At 38.4% G+C, this 17,476-nt stretch carries 15 protein-coding genes; 5 read left to right on the top strand and 10 right to left on the bottom strand.

Features of this window, described 5'->3' with window-relative positions; all coding sequences use genetic code 11:
* Positions 1-415: 415 nt before the first annotated feature.
* A complete protein-coding gene (locus tag EHQ58_RS10220; protein ID WP_167883598.1) occupies positions 416-889 on the bottom strand; it encodes a DUF3293 domain-containing protein in 474 nt (157 codons plus the stop codon).
* Entirely contained in the window at positions 852-1,256 is a 405-nt protein-coding gene (locus EHQ58_RS10225; protein ID WP_135623804.1) for a hypothetical protein, read from the bottom strand. Before EHQ58_RS10225 ends, EHQ58_RS10220 begins: the two co-directional genes overlap by 38 nt.
* 185 nt (positions 1,257-1,441) lie before the next feature.
* Here EHQ58_RS10225 and fic point away from each other — a divergent pair, with 185 nt between their 5' ends.
* The 3 genes from fic to EHQ58_RS10240 all read left to right on the top strand — a co-directional run bounded on the left by fic (position 1,442) and on the right by EHQ58_RS10240 (position 4,009).
* Positions 1,442-2,560 (top strand): protein adenylyltransferase Fic, encoded by a 1,119-nt coding sequence (gene fic, locus EHQ58_RS10230; RefSeq protein WP_135623805.1) that lies wholly within the window; start codon positions 1,442-1,444, stop codon positions 2,558-2,560.
* A 202-nt stretch (positions 2,561-2,762) separates the two neighbouring features.
* Complete coding sequence (locus tag EHQ58_RS10235; protein WP_135623806.1) at positions 2,763-3,623, top strand: hypothetical protein; 861 nt, start codon at positions 2,763-2,765, stop codon at positions 3,621-3,623.
* A gap of 32 nt (positions 3,624-3,655) precedes the next feature.
* Positions 3,656-4,009, top strand: coding sequence for an ASCH domain-containing protein (locus EHQ58_RS10240; RefSeq protein ID WP_135623807.1), 354 nt, complete (start codon positions 3,656-3,658; stop codon positions 4,007-4,009).
* A 4-nt stretch (positions 4,010-4,013) separates the two neighbouring features.
* Here EHQ58_RS10240 and EHQ58_RS10245 read toward each other — a convergent pair whose 3' ends face one another.
* The 3 genes from EHQ58_RS10245 to EHQ58_RS10255 form a co-directional block, all read right to left on the bottom strand.
* Positions 4,014-4,529, bottom strand: a complete 516-nt coding sequence (locus EHQ58_RS10245; RefSeq protein WP_135623808.1) for a hypothetical protein — start codon at positions 4,527-4,529, stop codon at positions 4,014-4,016.
* A 327-nt stretch (positions 4,530-4,856) separates the two neighbouring features.
* Positions 4,857-5,642 (bottom strand): hypothetical protein, encoded by a 786-nt coding sequence (locus tag EHQ58_RS10250; RefSeq protein ID WP_135623809.1) that lies wholly within the window; start codon positions 5,640-5,642, stop codon positions 4,857-4,859.
* Positions 5,639-6,928: a transglutaminase domain-containing protein gene (locus EHQ58_RS10255; protein WP_167883599.1), complete on the bottom strand. Its 1,290-nt coding sequence runs from the start codon at positions 6,926-6,928 to the stop codon at positions 5,639-5,641. The genes EHQ58_RS10250 and EHQ58_RS10255 overlap by 4 nt, the downstream gene beginning before the upstream one ends.
* Before the next feature lie 314 nt (positions 6,929-7,242).
* Here EHQ58_RS10255 and EHQ58_RS10260 point away from each other — a divergent pair, with 314 nt between their 5' ends.
* Positions 7,243-8,049, top strand: coding sequence for a DUF488 family protein (locus tag EHQ58_RS10260; protein WP_135623811.1), 807 nt, complete (start codon positions 7,243-7,245; stop codon positions 8,047-8,049).
* 24 nt (positions 8,050-8,073) lie between these two features.
* Positions 8,074-8,454, top strand: a complete 381-nt coding sequence (locus EHQ58_RS10265) for an ASCH domain-containing protein (protein ID WP_135623812.1) — start codon at positions 8,074-8,076, stop codon at positions 8,452-8,454.
* Positions 8,455-8,477: 23 nt separating this feature from the next.
* Here EHQ58_RS10265 and EHQ58_RS10270 read toward each other — a convergent pair whose 3' ends face one another.
* The 5 genes from EHQ58_RS10270 to EHQ58_RS10290 all read right to left on the bottom strand — a co-directional run.
* Positions 8,478-9,332: a hypothetical protein gene (locus EHQ58_RS10270; protein ID WP_135623813.1), complete on the bottom strand. Its 855-nt coding sequence runs from the start codon at positions 9,330-9,332 to the stop codon at positions 8,478-8,480.
* Between the two features lie 13 nt (positions 9,333-9,345).
* Positions 9,346-12,348, bottom strand: a complete 3,003-nt coding sequence (locus EHQ58_RS10275; protein WP_135623814.1) for a DEAD/DEAH box helicase — start codon at positions 12,346-12,348, stop codon at positions 9,346-9,348.
* Positions 12,349-12,356: 8 nt separating this feature from the next.
* Positions 12,357-14,411: a BREX system Lon protease-like protein BrxL gene (gene brxL / locus EHQ58_RS10280; RefSeq protein ID WP_135623815.1), complete on the bottom strand. Its 2,055-nt coding sequence runs from the start codon at positions 14,409-14,411 to the stop codon at positions 12,357-12,359.
* A gap of 16 nt (positions 14,412-14,427) precedes the next feature.
* Positions 14,428-16,926, bottom strand: a complete 2,499-nt coding sequence (gene pglZ / locus EHQ58_RS10285) for a BREX-1 system phosphatase PglZ type A (protein ID WP_135623816.1) — start codon at positions 16,924-16,926, stop codon at positions 14,428-14,430.
* A 2-nt stretch (positions 16,927-16,928) separates the two neighbouring features.
* Positions 16,929-17,476, bottom strand: a 548-nt coding sequence (locus EHQ58_RS10290; RefSeq protein ID WP_210412805.1) for a hypothetical protein, incomplete at its 5' end; no start/stop codon positions are given.

The following is a 17,476-nucleotide window of genomic DNA, read 5'->3' on the forward strand; positions in this document are numbered from 1 at the left end:
AGGTTGATATTTAATTGCACCAAGAGTTTACGAAAACCTAAGTAGAACGACTAAAATCAGGTTCTCGATTTGTGATACACTCATCGCGTCCAAATGGCATTAATATAAATCGATAGAAAAGATGGCACAAACAATCGCACCCTACTCGATATAAATGCCTTCTTTTGCCTGCTTCAAGCGTCCGTCATCCTCCACTGTTTTGATGGCAAAAACTAGGATTTCGTCGGCGCGGACACGATTATTGATTTGCGAGTAGCATCTAACGAGATTTAGAATATTGGAAATATGGTTTGGCAGTTGATTCTGAAGAGACGGATGCAAAAGGAAATCTATTTTATCTATTTAAATTTAAAGGCCCAGGAATGATCGGATCGCAGATGGAAGGTTTATTGAAGATGTAGGCCTAGGCCAATGTTTAACTCAATTCGGTCATGACAAGTTTTGCGACACTTCCCTTCTCCCCGCATACGAAGGCATTTTGTTCAAATTTCACAGCAAGTCTGTACCCAGCCTTCTCATCCATCCCCAAAATTAAAAAACTTTCTTCCGACCAATCCCCGTCAGGCGACTCCCCTACTCCTGGGAAAACTTTATAACTCGGAGTTTCTTCTATCATCGAAAGCAATTCTTTATTTCGAGATTGATTTGTTTCCAATTCTTGCCACTGGCTCCGAGGATTCCAGGATGTGAGATAACACCATTGTGTATGGCCGTATGACAATAGTAAGGCCTCGAGTTCCGGATGGATTTGACCGATCCGAATCGGAAGCGTGAAAACTGCTACTTTGTAATTTGTTGCTAAATAATATGATTTGATATCGGCCATAGAATTATAATTGAGGATCGTTAACTCAGATAAAACGATTTTTTCCGCTCTGCAAATAAGCAAATCTTGCCCTCTCCGCTTGCTTTTCCCAAATTAAATTTTCATAGGCTGTCATCCAACCTTGGCGAAGGATACATTTTCGAAATAGCCATTCCCCGAAATAGAATAGTCCGAAGAGAAGCGGAGAAAGCCATCGTTGTTGTTTTTGGTGCACGAACTCGTGTACCGCTACCCCTTTCCAAACCATGCTAGATTCTCCTTCTTCCTGGGAACATTGCAGGAAACAAAAGCAGAGAAAACTGGCACCAGCGGTGTATAGGATTTTAAAGGAATGAAATTTCCCTTCGGGAAGATAAACACGAATCTGTGGGAGAAAAGAGATAGCCCAGGAAAGGAGGAAAAGGAGTAAGAAAATGTAGAAGCTGATCATGATGGATTGCTAAGTAGCTTTTTTATTTTAAACATTTTCATTAACATTCAATTTCTATTCCGACTCCAAAACAAAGTCATCCTTATGTGTCGATAGAAATGAAAAATGTCGACACATAAGGATGACATGTCGAATGCTTCGACAGGAAATCATCTGCAGTCGATCATTGGAAATTTATTAGAATTATGGCACAAAAAAACAGATGGGTACCCGAAAGGCCTTATAATGATCTTCCGCAACTACCTCCGCCTATTGAAATAGAAACACGAATTGTTCTAAAGTCATGCATTGCAGCTCGCACGGCGCTTGCAGAGCTTAAACAAGCAGCCAATCTGATACCAAATCAGAGTATGTTGATTAATACCCTTCCTCTGCTTGAAGCACAAGCGAGTTCCGAAATAGAAAATATAGTTACAACATTCGATCAGCTGTTTCGTTTTTCTGATAGCATGGATCAGGCTGATTTGGCAACGAAAGAAGCTCTCCAATACCGCACTGCTCTTTTTGAAGGTTATAAGTCGCTCGATAGGAGGCCCCTCGGAACGAGAACCGCCGAAATCATCTGCAGTACGATTAAAGGGCATGAAATGACTGTTCGGAGGGTTCTAGGGACTGCACTAAGTAATGAAAATTCGGGCAAGGTTATTTATACTCCTCCTGTCGGTGAAACTGTGATCCGAGATCTTCTAACGAACTTGGAGAGGTTCCTTCATGAGTTCGATGATTTTGATCCCCTGATATGTATGGCTATCATTCATTACCAGTTTGAAGCCATTCACCCTTTTACACATGGGAACGGCCGTACCGGCCGAATTATAAATTCACTTTTTCTAATACAAAAGGATCTATTGACACTTCCCATTCTTTATCTTAGCCGTTATATTATCCGAAATAAAGCCGATTATTACCGTCTCCTGCTCAGTGTTACCACAAAAGATCTTTGGGAGGAATGGATATTGTATATTTTGAAAGGTGTTGAGGAAACTGCTCTATGGACAACTTCAAAAATTACGGCAATAAAGGATCTTCAAGAAAATTCTTCTGAGTACATTCGGAATGAACTGCCAAAAATATACAGCTATGAGCTTATAGATCTAATCTTTGAAAAACCTTACTGCCGTATTAGTAACCTCGTAGAGAAGGATGTTGTGAAACGGCAAACTGCGAGTGAGTATCTTAAGGCATTGTGTGACATTGGTGTTTTAGAGGAGCAGTCATCAGGACGAGAAAAACTTTTTATTCATCCAAAACTTTTAAATTTGCTCACCAAAGACGAGAATGTATTTGTCCCGTATAAGCGTTGATACTCAAGGTGTTTAAAGGAAAGGAAAAAAGAGAGATAGAAGATGTCTTAGGTGATCATGATGGATTGCTAGATATCACCAGGTTTGCTCTAGTTTTCGGTGTTGCATAGTTATTGTGTTTTGCGATGACACAGTGAATTTTGCTTGCTTCGACTAGAGATTAAAGTGCAAAATGAATAGACGTTAAAGTATAGTGAAGATCATGAAGAAGCAAAATCAATTTACGATCTTTTCCTTCGGCTATTGGGGCTGGGGAACACAAGTCCCAGAAATGGTGAGAATGATGGATCAAGTAGAGATATCTAGAGGTTATGCTCCCCCTATCTTTGTCGATATCAGAATGAATCATGCTGTTCGGGCTCCTGGGTTCAATGGGAATGCCTTCCAGAAATTATTGGGAGAAAAACGAGTTCTTAACTTCAAACAACTGGGCAATAAACGAATCACCTCCAAGGTCGGTCCACGGATACAGATTAGTGTTCCTGAGTCGGCAGAGGTCTTGTTAGAGGTAATCAAGACTAAGTTCAAACAAGGACAAAGAACAATCTTTTTTTGTTCCTGTCTATATCCGAAAGAAGGACATACATTTCATTGTCACCGTTATACTGTTGCCGCATTATTATATCATTATGCAACCAAGCAAAAATTAAAGGCTCGAGTCATGGAATGGCCTGGTGCCGAACCGTCTATCTTTGAAATTACGGTGAATGACTCTCAATACAAACGACTGTCAAAATATCCGAGAACGATCTTCTATAAGGATTTAGCTTCGAGCTTGAGTAAAGAGGAAATGCTAAGTCTTCCTCCCTGTTCCGTACTTCGTTTTAACAATAAAGAAAATGATCCATTACTATTCCAAAGCGATCGAGTTCAATGGTCTGAATCGGAGTATACTCTCAAGGCTTTCCCGATTGATTCCCAATCCAAACATAACTCAAAGCTGCTGTCCTATTTGAAGGAAGAAAGATCTTTTTGGGGATATGATGTGCACGATCATTCTACTTTAAAGGAACTCAAAGAATTCACACAAAGTCCTTTAAAAGAATTAATTAAGAGAAGCTAATGAATTTGACTCAAAAGAAAAAGACTAAAACTATGAAAGCGATTAGCATTCGTCAGCCATTGGCATATCTAATTGTGAACGGATATAAAGATGTAGAAAACGGATCTTGGCCTACTTCATTTCGAGGAAAAGTTTTGATACATGCTGGCAAAAAGTTTGAAAATGAAACTTATTATAATGTATTAAAAAATCTTAAAATAAAACTTCCACCGATCGAAGATTTTGAACTGGGTGGTATTGTAGGTGAGGCAGAAATCGTTGACTGCGTCGAAAAGTCAAAGTCGAAATGGTTTTCTGGTCCGTATGGTTTTGTAATGAAAAATGCGAAAAGAAAGCGATTTAAGCCCTTGAAAGGTCAACTCGGGTTTTTCAATGTGGAGGTGTGATGATTTAATCTCGCTTAGATTTAAAAATGGGTCTTGGCGGCCAGGATCGTTTATACTCATCCACTTTTATTACGTTATCTGCCGTTAATGGACTATTTTTCTTAAAAAATGAGGACTTAGCCTTAATTAGAGCATTTTCAAGATTGTGGTTTCGCGTTGATTTCCCTCTACTTGCAATGGCTAAAACTAGATTCTCTTCACTTTCCAATTTATTCTTTAGCAAATGCGAAAGTAAATCGGCATAGAACTCATCTTCCTTTCTGTTATGCTTGGCTACAAAAATTTCAGTAATTTTCCGAGCAACTACAGCTTCGAAACTTAGATCAAGTTTTTTAATATAATCAAAAAAAAGCTTTCTAACCTCAGGGATATCGTCTGTTGCATGAAAGTAGTAGCCACCAGTTTTCTCTCTCTTTTGAATACTTGGAATAGATTTATAGTAGGAATCTTTTTGCACCTGACTTTGGAGTTCTAGGATCTCATTTCTAATCACTTGCAGATTTGTCTTGAATTTAACCATTCCAAGAATAAAGGATTAAGAAACTCCATAAGAGCCAACAATGGTAATGCGCCCCGTACCATAAAAGGCGGCATCTCCAGCTTCGACTAAAAAACGATAATTTTCAGGCCGGTCAGATTTCATTTGTAATTAAAAACCGTTGGCATTCTAAAGAGTCGAGTCTAAATCATATCTAGCCTGTTCTGCATGAACTCCGACTCCATGTCGTCGAAGGGTATCCTTCTTAGTGCAGGAACGGGCTTTTTACAAATTAATTTCCTCGATTAATGATGTAGCGGCAAAAACATTTTCCAAAGTATGCGACTTGTTAGTTTCCTCTTAATAAGCTCATATTTCTAATTTGTCTTTTCCGAATTCTTGCACTGTCCAAGGATAAAGAAAGTCCAGAAATAATGGGCCAAATAACGTCATCCAACCCATGAACTGAACCGCATCCATAAAGTACCCCGTGACCCCTACCAGGCAAATCAACATACCCATCAACGCGAAATGGGATATGAAAGGCAGGAAAGCAAAGGTAGAAACGAAGAGAAGTAGAAAACCTGCACCAATTGTCATTGCCGTCTGATGCATGCTCAACGGTAGACAGTAGTCAAAGGTGATCCAGGAAAAATACAAAGCAATTGTAAGGACTATACCCAGTAGCAGCCCGACCAACCTACCCGTGATCCTAACTCGTGGCATCAAGATGAGCAGTGAAATAATTACCCAAGGCCCAACTATATACTCAGCCGAGTAATCCCACCAAGTATTTTTTCTAGCATTTTCTTGTGATTTGATTGATTTAGAGAATAGACGTTTGTATTGAATTCGTCCGACTGTTTCCCGCGAATAAGATTCATTGGTTTTAAAACGCGCCATCTGATTTAAATCTTCCCGAATCACCTGCTTTGGATTCTGATGAAAGATACAATCAAATATTCTAGCGATCCATTTTGATCTAGAAACAAACCAGAGAATGAAAATCGCAATTGGAATGCTTAGCAACCTCTGATCAAAACAAACCTGCGGGCTCAGGCAGTAATCAAGTTTCTTGAAGTATTCAAATATGCTAAGAACTAGGCCTAACAAGAATACTCCGAAAAAGAAAGTGTATTTATTCTGACTTTTCATTCTACGATATACTCGACTAAGGTGGGCCAACTCCCCTCTCCATACTTTGCGTTAATGGTAAGTTTCCCACGTGGAAAACTGTCTCTAATATAAAACGTATCATTTGATCCACGAGAATATCGTTTCCATTTCCCATAACTATCGATAAATGCCACTTCCAGGGCATGTGGAACTTCTATTTGAAAATCATAAGTGTAGTCTTCACTGAGAAAGCGTTGCTTCGGAGAGAACAAATAAAAATTGCCCGAGTAAACTTTGACAAATTGATTTCTCACATTACCTTTTTGAAAATGAATCGTATAGGAAAGAATTGCAGGATAAGATTCTTGTTCGGAAGAATGCTTCGCGTAAATATTTAACTCATACTTACCGCGACCAGGTGACAGAACAAGTATTTTGTGACTTGTTCCAAGGCTTTCCACAAACGTATAATCATGTGACTTATTGAGATCAGCCAAAAAGTTAAGACCTGGCGGCCCGACTATTTCAATTTCCAGATAATCATTTGCTTTTAAGGTATCCGAATTTGGTGATAATTCGCTGATTCCCAACTCGTAAAATGCGGAGTGTTTTTTTACTGCTGATTTAAAGTCATTAACAGAGATGGGCCGAGACAATAGTTGCCACTTTTTGTCCGCCGGCAGATGATCATTTATAAATTGTTCGGGAGGTGTTAGATAGTAATACTCATTGTAAACTTTCTTGAACGAATTATTTTCAATCACACCAGATGCCCACGTAACATCAAGCAAGTGCCACTCTCCATCAAGTTTCACTGCATTCCAAGCATGATCAGGCACCTTAAATTTTTGATTCGGAGAATACCCGAGACCTTTCGAAAAACCGGAAACAACGACACTCTCGATTCCTGCCTTGTCTGCCATCGCCGTAAATAAATTTGCGTATCCCTCGCAGACTGAAAGGCGAGTTTTGAGAACAGAATTCGCATCGGATGCTTTGGATTTTCCGGACAGGTATGACTTCCAATCATAGGCAATGCGATCGGCCGTCCAACGGAAGATGACTCTGACCTTGTCCCTATCATTTTTAAAAGGTTCGGTGAGGTAGATAACAAGATCGTCTAAATGTCCCTCTGCATCGGGTGGCGCATTTAGGGCATGAATATCGATTGAATCCTCGTTTATAGCCCGATGAGACTCGCCATTTCGATTCTGGAGGCTCCTAACAGGTTCTCCCCTATCGTTCGGACTCGAGCAGAAAAAAGAAAACATCGAAACGATTCCGAGAGCGACGAACATGCTTCTATGAATGATTGTTTTTTCCATGATAATGATATTATACATTAAGGGTCGGACAAATTAGGGGGAGCGCCTATCCGGCTATTCGCTCCAATTTTTGCTTACGCAACGGATTTCCGCTGCTATCCGGGCGCGGGCTTTATATAGGGCAAAGACTTTGGTCTTAAATCTATTACTAGATTGATTCCACCTGGGTTTGAAAAATAGTTTTAAACTTAAAGCACAAAGGATTCTCATCCTTTGTATCATGAGCGTTCGATACTTTTTTCCCTTGCCCAAATCAGGAGCAACTAAGCCTATTAACGAATGTCATATTTCCATAATCTCAGAATCTAACTCGAATGAAAAAAGACCCTCTCACAATTTTCTCGTTTGGCTATTGGGGATGGGGAACGGAGGTTCCTACCCTCGTAAAGACAATCGATTCCATTGAAAAATCGAGAGGTTATACGCCTCCGGTATTCGTCGATATACGAATGAGTCATGCGGTACGGGCACCAGGCTTTAATGGGAACAGTTTCCAGAAATTACTCGGTGAGAAACGGGTAATCAATATGCCGGAGTTAGGAAATCGAAGGATTGTATCACAGAGAGGAAAAAGAATCCAAATCGACCAACCAGAATTTGCAGAAACACTGCTTCAAATCGCTCAGGATGCTTCTAAAAAGAATCAAAGGATCATCTTCTTTTGTAGTTGTGCCATTCCTGGTCCTGAACACTCTCCCTATTGTCATAGAGTCACTGTTTCCGGCCTTTTGCTCAAGAGTGGAAAGGAGAATAAAAAGCCACTTACGGTTGTTGAATGGCCCGGGGGCGATGGGAAAATAATCCAAGCAAAAACCGATGAGGATACCTTCTCTAAAGTGAGTAGAGCCCAAAAAGGAATTCCGTTAGGTAAATTGAAATCTCCGTTAAATGTTACAGCGTGGAAGGCATTGCCGTATTCCAGCATTATTGTGTTGAACTCAACGAAACATGATCATTCCATTCATTTGAAAACGGAACCCACTCAATTCGTTAAAAAGCAGTGGATTGTGCGAGTGGAAATTTCGGACATAGAGAAAGCGTCGGCAGCCAAAATTAAAGCCCTGATGATCAAGAATCAAAAAGAGAATGGCTACTCGGTTCGTGAATTAAGGAATTTTTGAAAAGGAAGATGATAAGGGGCTAATATGAGTGAAGTCAAAAAAAAGAAAACGAGTAAGGCACTTAGCATTCGTCAGCCTTGGGCTTATCTAATCGTAAATAGATACAAAGACATAGAAAATCGATCTTGGTCAACATCGTTCCGAGGAAAGGTGCTAATACATGCAGGCAAAAAGTTTGAAACAGAAGCATATTATTATGTATTAAAAAAGCATAAAATCAGTCTTCCGCCGATTGAAGAATTTGAACTCGGTGGAATTGTAGGTGAAGCGGAGATCGTTGACTGCGTGGAAAAGTCGAAGTCAAAATGGTTTGGTGGGCCTTATGGGTTTGTGTTGAAGAATGCAAAGAGAAAGAGATTTATTCCTTTGAAAGGACAACTGGGTTTTTTTAATGTTGAGGTGTGAGGTGAGGTAAATACGATTTCAACTCAGACAAAATCAAACTTTTTTCTTAGTTGGCTATACACAATATCATTCATATACAAGCTTCGATTCTTTATAGATTCTTTCATCGAGAAAAAAAGAGTATCTTCAACTTTAACTTCTTTCACTTTTTTATTTTCAGTTTTATTGATTAATGTGCTAAATATTTCATTTATTTCCTCACCGGATAGAATTCTATTTTCCTCTAGGGCGATAATAAATTTTATCTTTAAAAAAATATCATCTCCTAATCCTCGGTAGGCATAATTTTTCTCTGGGAGAAAGTCCTCCCTCTTCCATACGTATGTTAAAACATGTATTAATTTTTCGTAAAACACAGCTCTGTCTTTAAAAATTAGATCATTATCAAGCAAAAGAGAAAAAAAATCAATTAACAGCTCTCCAAAATAATACAGATACTTTTTCTCTTCATTTACTGAAAAGAAGCTTAGTCCATCAGTAATATACTCTGAAATTCGCATTCGCAAATCTACTAAAACAGTGTTCCGAATATCACGAATATGACCTATTTCAAAATCGAGTTTTCTTCTGGAATTTAGTGTATTGAGTGACAAAATATCCAATATAAAATCTTCATTATCGAACGTATCAACTACTTTGCAATTGACGCAAACAAAAATATATAAGACATATGAATTAACCTTTAACTGCTTCGGTAATATTTTCATTGTTCCTAATTTATCCTCAGGGAAATATTCCGAACAGGATAAACATTTAACTTGTTTTATCTCATTACTCGATTCTTCAGAATAGTGCATTCTTAAATAGGTAGTCTTAAAAGAAGACTCTTCATCCTTCAATTTAAGACGTTTATCAAATTCTTTAAAATTAAAGTTCAAATTAATCTCCTACTCATTTTAACAAGCCTAGACAAACTCGGTGGGGAAAAATATCTAAAGATTCTCGCCGCGTCTCAAGCTCTTTGACTAAACGCTCATGTGCCAATTTTTTATTTCTAATACTTCCTAAATGCATTCTTTGAATTTTCTCATTGTCTTGTCTTGAAATCTCTGTTTCCAATAAAAAAATATCACGATCCAAAGCTTGTTTTAAATTTAGAACTCTTTCGTTAATTTCCAAATTATTTCTCTTTAGGAAGTTTTCTCTTTCAGTTCTAAACTTCATTTGATGGCGATCTTCAAGCTTTCGTAATTTTGTTTGGTCAATTTCTCGAGTTTCAAGGGAAACCACAGCATCCTTTAAAAATTCAGAAAACTTACTTTCAATAATCTCATCCTCAGCGATTATTTGAATTGAAATTTCCTTCTTTATTCCGTTTAGTGTCCATACATAAATCGAGAAAGCGCAATTTACTTTGCTCGTCTCAACATTATCATAACTAAGAATAACCGGAGCTGGATTTTTGAATGAGAGTTTTTGCGCTGCCTGCTTCACCAAAGGATGCACCGGAGTTATATAATCTACTTCCGAATTTCTCTTTGCGCAAGCTGGATCAAAAGTAAAATCAAATCGCCAGTCAACTTTAGATTTTAATTTAAGTTTCCAATCACCAAAAAGTTGATTTCTCAAATAATTTATACTGTTGAAATCTTCGATTAATTTTAGTTTTATCTTATCTGTTAGTACTAAACTAAATTTTCCCTCTTTTTGAGACAATTTCGCCCCGTCGATACCAAATTCTGCCAGATAGATAAAAACTAAATTTTGTAAACTCTCGATAGATATATGCGTATTTTCATAATCTAAGTAATTCTCTTTCAGATCTATCCCAAATAACTCTTGTTCCTTTTCTTCCAACTCAAGCTTTTCTCGACCTTCATTTATAGTGCCTTGGGTGATAATTTCCAATTGTCTATTTTGCTCTTCATCCGATAATGAAGGATTTAAAACAATTTTAGAAATTGACTTGGTTACCTCTCCCGTAATTTCTTCTAGATCGCCAATCGAATCTGTAAAAATTCCAATTCTCTCAAAACATTTGGTATATATTTTATCATCTATGCTGCCTTCTATTAGAAAATTTAATATATTGATAGCTTCGCTTTTCTGACCAATTCTATCTATCCGACCGATCCGTTGCTCAATTCGCATTGGATTCCAAGGTAAATCATAATTTACTAAAGTATCACAAAACTGATAATCTAAACCTTCACAGCCTACATCTGAAAGTAAAAGTATATCAATGGAATCTGCACGAGATTCAAAAGAGGAAAATATCCCATTAATTCGGATTCTTTCTTCATGTGGTGTTTGTCCAGTAATTGAAGATACGTAAGAGAATTTTGCCTTCAATTCTTTTGTTAGATATTCAATTGTTTTTAAGAAGGAACAAAATATTAGAATCTTCTTATTCTGCTCCTCTTGTTTCTTCCGAATTAATTTAACTAGATGATTTAATTTCGAATCTGCTTTCAGTTGGCGACCAGAGTTTATAACTTGATCTATCAGGTCTAAGGTAACCTCATTCAGAGGGGTAGGGATCTCTTCTTCTTCATCTAATGAATGCTCAGAATCGTCCATTTCGTTTAGATTTACTGTATAAAATTTTCTTTTTAGAGATTCTTCCAAAGACGGAAGTAGCGCAAATATGCTACTCGAAAGCTGTTGCTTCCAACTTGCTAAAACTAAGTGAAGCACATTATTGTTAAATTGAGAATTCCATAGTGTCTTATATATTTCTTCAAAATATTTTATAAACTTTTTCTCTTCAACACTCAAAGAGACCTTAATGGCCTTTACACGTCGCGGCTTAAAATATTCTTTACCGATATCCCTACGCCTTGTTCTATTCATTAAAAAGTTCATCGAATTTAATTTTTCCAAATGTCGCCGAATATCGACCATATCAACTTCGGGATTTTTTTTTGAATTTAGAATCTCCCGAATCTCCGTTAACTTTTCAGCCAGTTTTTCCGAGGGTTCACGACCAGGATAGTGTTCAAAACTATTTAATTCATTTAAGAATTGGGTTTTTTCAAATTTTTTCATCTCGCGAGTCATTCGAATAGCATTATTTAGGTGTTGATTAGGCCCAATTAAGTCTTTAAAAAAATCGTATCGTCTATACATATCCTCTCTTAGCATTTTCAGTAGATTAAATAAATCCTGGGACTTCGTTTGAATGGGCGTAGCGCTTAAAAAAACTACTGCTTTGGCATGATCCGTAAATCTCTTAACATATTTATGAGCTTGAGTAGAAGGATTTCTGATTTTATGAGCTTCATCAACGATCACTAAATCAAAAGAAATCGGATTTTCTTCAAAATCGAAATCTTTAAAAGTCGATTCAAGAATTATTGAAAATGGTATAATAATTCTGGATTTTTTTTCGGGCCAAATATTATGTTTTGAAAATTCTCCTAAATAGAATTTTAATTCTTTGGATGATTCAATTTGATCAAACTGCTCATCAAATCTTTCCATCTCATACTTCCATTTCTTTGATACCGCTAATGGCTTTGGACAAATAATTAAAACAGTATTAAGTTCTGAACGAGCGGAGAGTTCTTTTAGAATGAGACCTGCTTCAATGGTTTTACCAATACCGACATCGTCTGCAATTAGGATACGTGGTAGATCCGCTTGAATGATCTTAATCACAGGTCGAAATTGAAAAGGGATCATTTCTATCCGAGCAGAACTCAAAGAGTAGAGGCTGGATTTGTCAGGAAAATTTAAATAGAGTGAAGTTAAATAGGCTTTAAAATGCGAGGTGGATTGAAATTGATATCCACCCTTTTCTTCTGCAACCTCTACTTGATCCTCGAAAAATTCTTTAGTTTCATTATCTATGAATATTCTGATAATATTTTTGGGATATCCAAGTTGAATCTCTTGGACGATACCAATTCGAGAAGGATCGCTCTTTATAGATACCTTTTTCCCAACCTGCATCACATCCCCTACTTCTGCTTTATATACGTAATCTCAAATGCCTTAATCGACCTAAACTGCTGTAAGCGATTTGAAATCGCAAGGGCATCATTCATTTCGTAATGTTGGAAAATATCAAGCCCACGATCTAAGAGTATTTTCCATTCTTTGTCCACTGTTACATGGCGAGCATGGATCGAGTTGGAAGCATCAAACTCCCAAGAAAATTGAATGCCCAATGCTAAAGAGGATGATTGGATTTTTTCAAAATTTTCTTTTTGTAATTCTGGTTTTAATTCATCGACTACGGTTACTAAATGTATTTTTACTTCAGAATCTTGGCTTTTTGTTTTAACGACGGTCTCAATGAATTCCATCAAATTGCGAACCTGGTAGAACATTCGAATATACGGATCTACGATGGTAATTGTTTTGCAATTTCGAAGGTAGTCGCCAAAGAGGACATCATAGCTGACACCCTTTTGATTTTCTTGGTAGCTAAAGTGCTGTTCTTTTAATTGGCTCTTATAGACTGGATTCGCCACGGCCTGGGGAATAGTGGGACTTGGTTCCGAATTTACTTCAGTTACCCCATCTTCGGATTCACTGATCATATGATGGTAATAATTCGGAAATTCCACCTCTTCGAGTGTGGTTACTCTCTCCGTTTTTTCTTCTTTGTCCGAATACGAAAAATTAACTTTGCTATAAGTCGCATCGATTCGCATTAATTGGTCTTTTACGCGTTTTCTGCCTTCCATCGCAAATTTCAAGATCTCATTTACTTCTTCTTTTGTAGCGCCGTCCTGAGGGTAGATGATCTTCATTAGACCAGAAAAGGTTTTATTGATCCCGTCTCGATCCCGTGTGCTTATATCGGATGACAGAGTAAAGTATTTTGAATACCGATCTGAGTAATCATGATTTCGAAGCGAACGTAATATCTCGGCTAAATAATCTACGACAAAACCATATCCATCGGAGAACATTTCTCCGCGAATGATGTCCACTTCCCAACCAGGGATAAAAAAATGCAATCGGTCGAGGAAGGCAGAATCGTAGAATTTATCGGGTAAATCTTGAAACAGATCACTATGTTTTAGCATATACGGAACGCTATGTTGTGTATTTCCGACAAATACCATGGAGGCTTCGGCGCCTAAGGTTTCGATGCCTCGCGAGAAGGTTTTATTTGCCATGTAGTTTTTCATGATATCTACTAAGGCCTTATCCACTTTCTTTTGTTTTCCAGCAAACTCATCAAAGGCGACTACATCCCAATATCCGACTAAACCGATCTTGCCATTTACCGCATTGCTAACAAAAAGCTTAGGAACTGTGACTTCCCCGCCAGAAATTAAAATCCCGTGAGGTGAGAACTCTGAATAAATATGCGACTTGCCTGTACCTTTGGGACCAAGTTCGATGAGATTGTAGTTTCGTTCACAGTAAGGAATCAAACGAACAAGTTGCAACAGTTTGCTTCGTTTCCCAAACATTTCGGGATTGAAACCCATACTTTGAATCAATAAATCGATCCATTCATCCGTTGAAAAATTCTTCCGGGCAGCAATAAAGCTTTCATAATCGAAATGAGAAAGCTGGATGGGCTTGAGGCTTGTCATGATCCAAGGGATCGCATTTTTATCCTCTGAATACGTATATTCTAAATCTGCAATACACCAAACGCCACTTACGAGAAGCTTTGGGTGAGTTTTGACGGTATCGGAGTCAACTAAAACTTTTTTGATGCCTAAGTTTGAAAACTCCGCCTCGTAAGCATCCGATTTGTCATTTAAGGCAACTGAAATTTTGTCAATGACCTTATAGCGACCTTTTTCTTTAATATTGGACCTGACGAGTCCTGCCTCGTTGCGATGCACATAATGTTTGCGTAACACTTCCTTTACAGTTTCAATACCTGTCTGGATGGAAGCTTCGTCATTGGTTGCACAGTACTGCCCCAAAAGATATTCTAAAACATAAGAAGGAACAATCGCATTTCCCTTCACGATTTTTACGAGATCCTTTCTCACTACGAGACCAGGAAAGAAGGTATTGATTTTTTGATCTATTGTGCTCATAAATTTCCCTTTTTATTTAAAAATCAAAATCAGAGTCAAAAGACCTTCGAATCTGATATCGTATCGATTTGTATTCCACATAGTGAGTTGTTCCACCATGCCTTTCTTCCAACTTGAGTAAAACTTCCTTATTGTTAGCCGCACTTGCTTTCTTAGTCAGAATCATGGCGACTTTTGTCTCTCTGTCCCTTGGGTTTTGCGACACGTGATCAAATCGAATTTCATGTTGGTCAGATATCAATTCGCCCTCTAAGGTATAAATACCCAAACGAAGTGTACGAGCCTGCATTTTTTCTGTTACTGCAGAGGTTTGAAAAAGCATCAAACCCAATTGCCCAGAAGAAATGATGTTGCTCGCACCACGAATGATATCCACATCCACGACTTCTACATCACTCGTTCGCTTTTTGTTGATGCGAAGTACGGGAAGGATCACTTCTTGCAAGCTTGCTCCCCCGTGGACAAAGCGACTGCCTGATCCTTGCAACCGGAGTCGGTTGATCGATTTCGGGATTTGAATTTCCACATCTCCCTTTAATCCAAGTTGTGCGGAAGTAAATGATTTGAAACCCGTTTGAGGCACAAGTCCCTTCCCGAGAACAAATCTACGGTGTTTGTATAAGATGGAAGTCCCACTCGGTTCTTGGGAGGAAAAATCACTCTCTTCCAAAGCACGATCTTGGTAAATAAAACCATGATCTGCTGTGATGAGAATGTTTGTGGCATTGGCGGCTGTTAATTTTTTTACAATCTTCGTAAGATCATCCATCGCATCCTCAGCGGCTTCAAATGCCATACCCTCAGAAAGGATCTTATCTCCCGTGTGGTCAATGCGATTGTGATAGATGTACAATACATCATTGGCTCTAAAAAGATCTCGGCTTTGCTCTCGATTATAGGACATAAAATCTTCACTCGTAATGGCTTGCGCCCGTTCGCTAAGTGCCGCCTTTAAAATTTTATCCCGGTTTTGAGTGCCCTTTGCATTTTGGCCATCAACAATAACTGTCCCTGAGTCATCACTTGCCAGTTCGAGAAATTGATTTGGAAGTAGTGCCGCCATTCCTAGTTGCGTATAGCTAGGAAGCATGGACAGCATGGGCTCTAGATCTGCCTGGTAGCGATCTTCTTTGCGAATGATTCCTAGAAGTTCTTCTCCGATCTCAAAACGTAAGGCATCGGAAATGATCACACAAATCTTGTTCTCCTTGCTTAAGAATGGTTTTACCCAATTGGTAAAAAAATCTTTCTGCAAAGGAATGCCTTGGATACTCCACTGACTTGTCTGATCTACAAAATTTTGGAAACGATCATTGATCTTTAACAAATAATTATTGGAATATAACTTTTCGATTTTGTCACGAAGCGCTTCTAAAAGAGAGGGCTGGCTCGATTTTTTTACATGATAAATAAACTTTCGATAGAACTGGTCTAAAAGATACCATTGGTTCACATAACGCTTGGCACCATCATCCAAACTATCCATCGAGAGAATCGTTTCATGGAGAGTTTGAAAGAATTGGGCGGCAAAATCAATTGCCTCATAAAGATCGCTGTATGACGCATACCAGTGTGTTCTACGGCGAATGCGAATCCAATCCGATACATCGATCCGAGAAACAGTTTCCGCCGTGACTTGCTCGACCAAACTACTGATAATTTTCCTGTCGATAATGGTAAAAAAATCAACATCGATCAATTTTCTAAAATCTCGTTTCTCCAAGTCATTTTTAATTCCAAGGAGTGATTCATACTCACCCGAAAGCGACTCAAAGCTCTCTCGAAAATATTGGCTATCTTTCCAGCGTCTCAGAAATACCAATGCATCCGCATTCAATCTCGCATTGCCTTCTGTTTTCATCGCATAGCAGGATTTAAAGAGTTCAATGGCAAAGTCTTTGAGGCCAGGCTCATTCGAATGATAATTGTAATCCTTTCTCACCTGGTCCCATAGGAAGGAAGAGAGAGTGCATTTTTCAATGAGCCTGATTTTCTCGTCTTTGTTTGCGGAAAGATCTACAAGTAAATTTTCCAAAACAGAACCGATGTTTGCCTCAGAACCGGCACAGACAGAAAGCATCTTCAGCCGTAGCAGAGTCCCGGTCTCCTTACCATCCAAAATCTGCTTCAAAGACTCTTTTCTTTTGATGGCGCTAAAAAAGTGCAAATGTTCGCTTACTACTTCAGAAAGGTCAGATCTCAAGTCCAACTCGGATAGTAACAATCCCACCTGGTCGGTTCTAAATTCGCCGTTCGCTAGGAGGAGATCCAAAAGCCAATTGTCCAAGGGCGCAGGTTGCGGCCCATCATGGAAGAGAAGGAATTTCTTCGCAGGCTCTTCACGAATCAGCCTATACTTTAACCGATACTCATTGTTTTGGATTTCACATTTTTCTATATTTTCAAGGGCAATGGAATCATAGACGTCTCTGAGTTCGGACTTGGCATCATACCAAAAAACGATTCGATGTTTGTCGAAAAGTTTATGGAGTGCGTTTTTAATTTTATCTGACATGATTAGTCTTCTTCTGCCTTATCAAGGCCAGGAATTTTTTTTAATGCCTCACCAAACTTCAAGTAGTTCACCTTAACTCCATCATCCAGATCGATTTCCAGTTTTTTCATCGCCAAAGGATAGAGGATTTCTTTTTCATAATCCTCAAGCTCGGTGAGAATCTTTTTTGTATTCTCAATCTCTTTGATCGCTTTTACCTTTTCTGCTTTAGAAGCATCCCCACTGGTTTCGGTATGAGCCAACTGGTTTAATTTCGCAGATAGTTTTGTCTTGAATTCTCTCAAATAGTCATTTAACAAAACACTTACGGTATCAGGACGATACCGATGCATATAGATGAGTGCATTGAAACTACCCTTCGGACTGCTAAACATCCAATAGATCGGTCTTTTTTTATAGCGTTTGATATGATCAACATAAAACTCTCGTAAAAAATAATCTCGTATCGCAAGAGGCTTTCCATTTTTGCCCAGTGCGGTTTCGATAAAACGAAGGTTTTCTTCCAAAAGTTCCTGCCCAAAGGTGACCTTTAAAAACTCTCGAAACCGAC

The sequence above is a fragment of the Leptospira ognonensis genome, assembly GCF_004770745.1.
Taxonomy (GTDB): domain Bacteria; phylum Spirochaetota; class Leptospiria; order Leptospirales; family Leptospiraceae; genus Leptospira_A; species Leptospira_A ognonensis.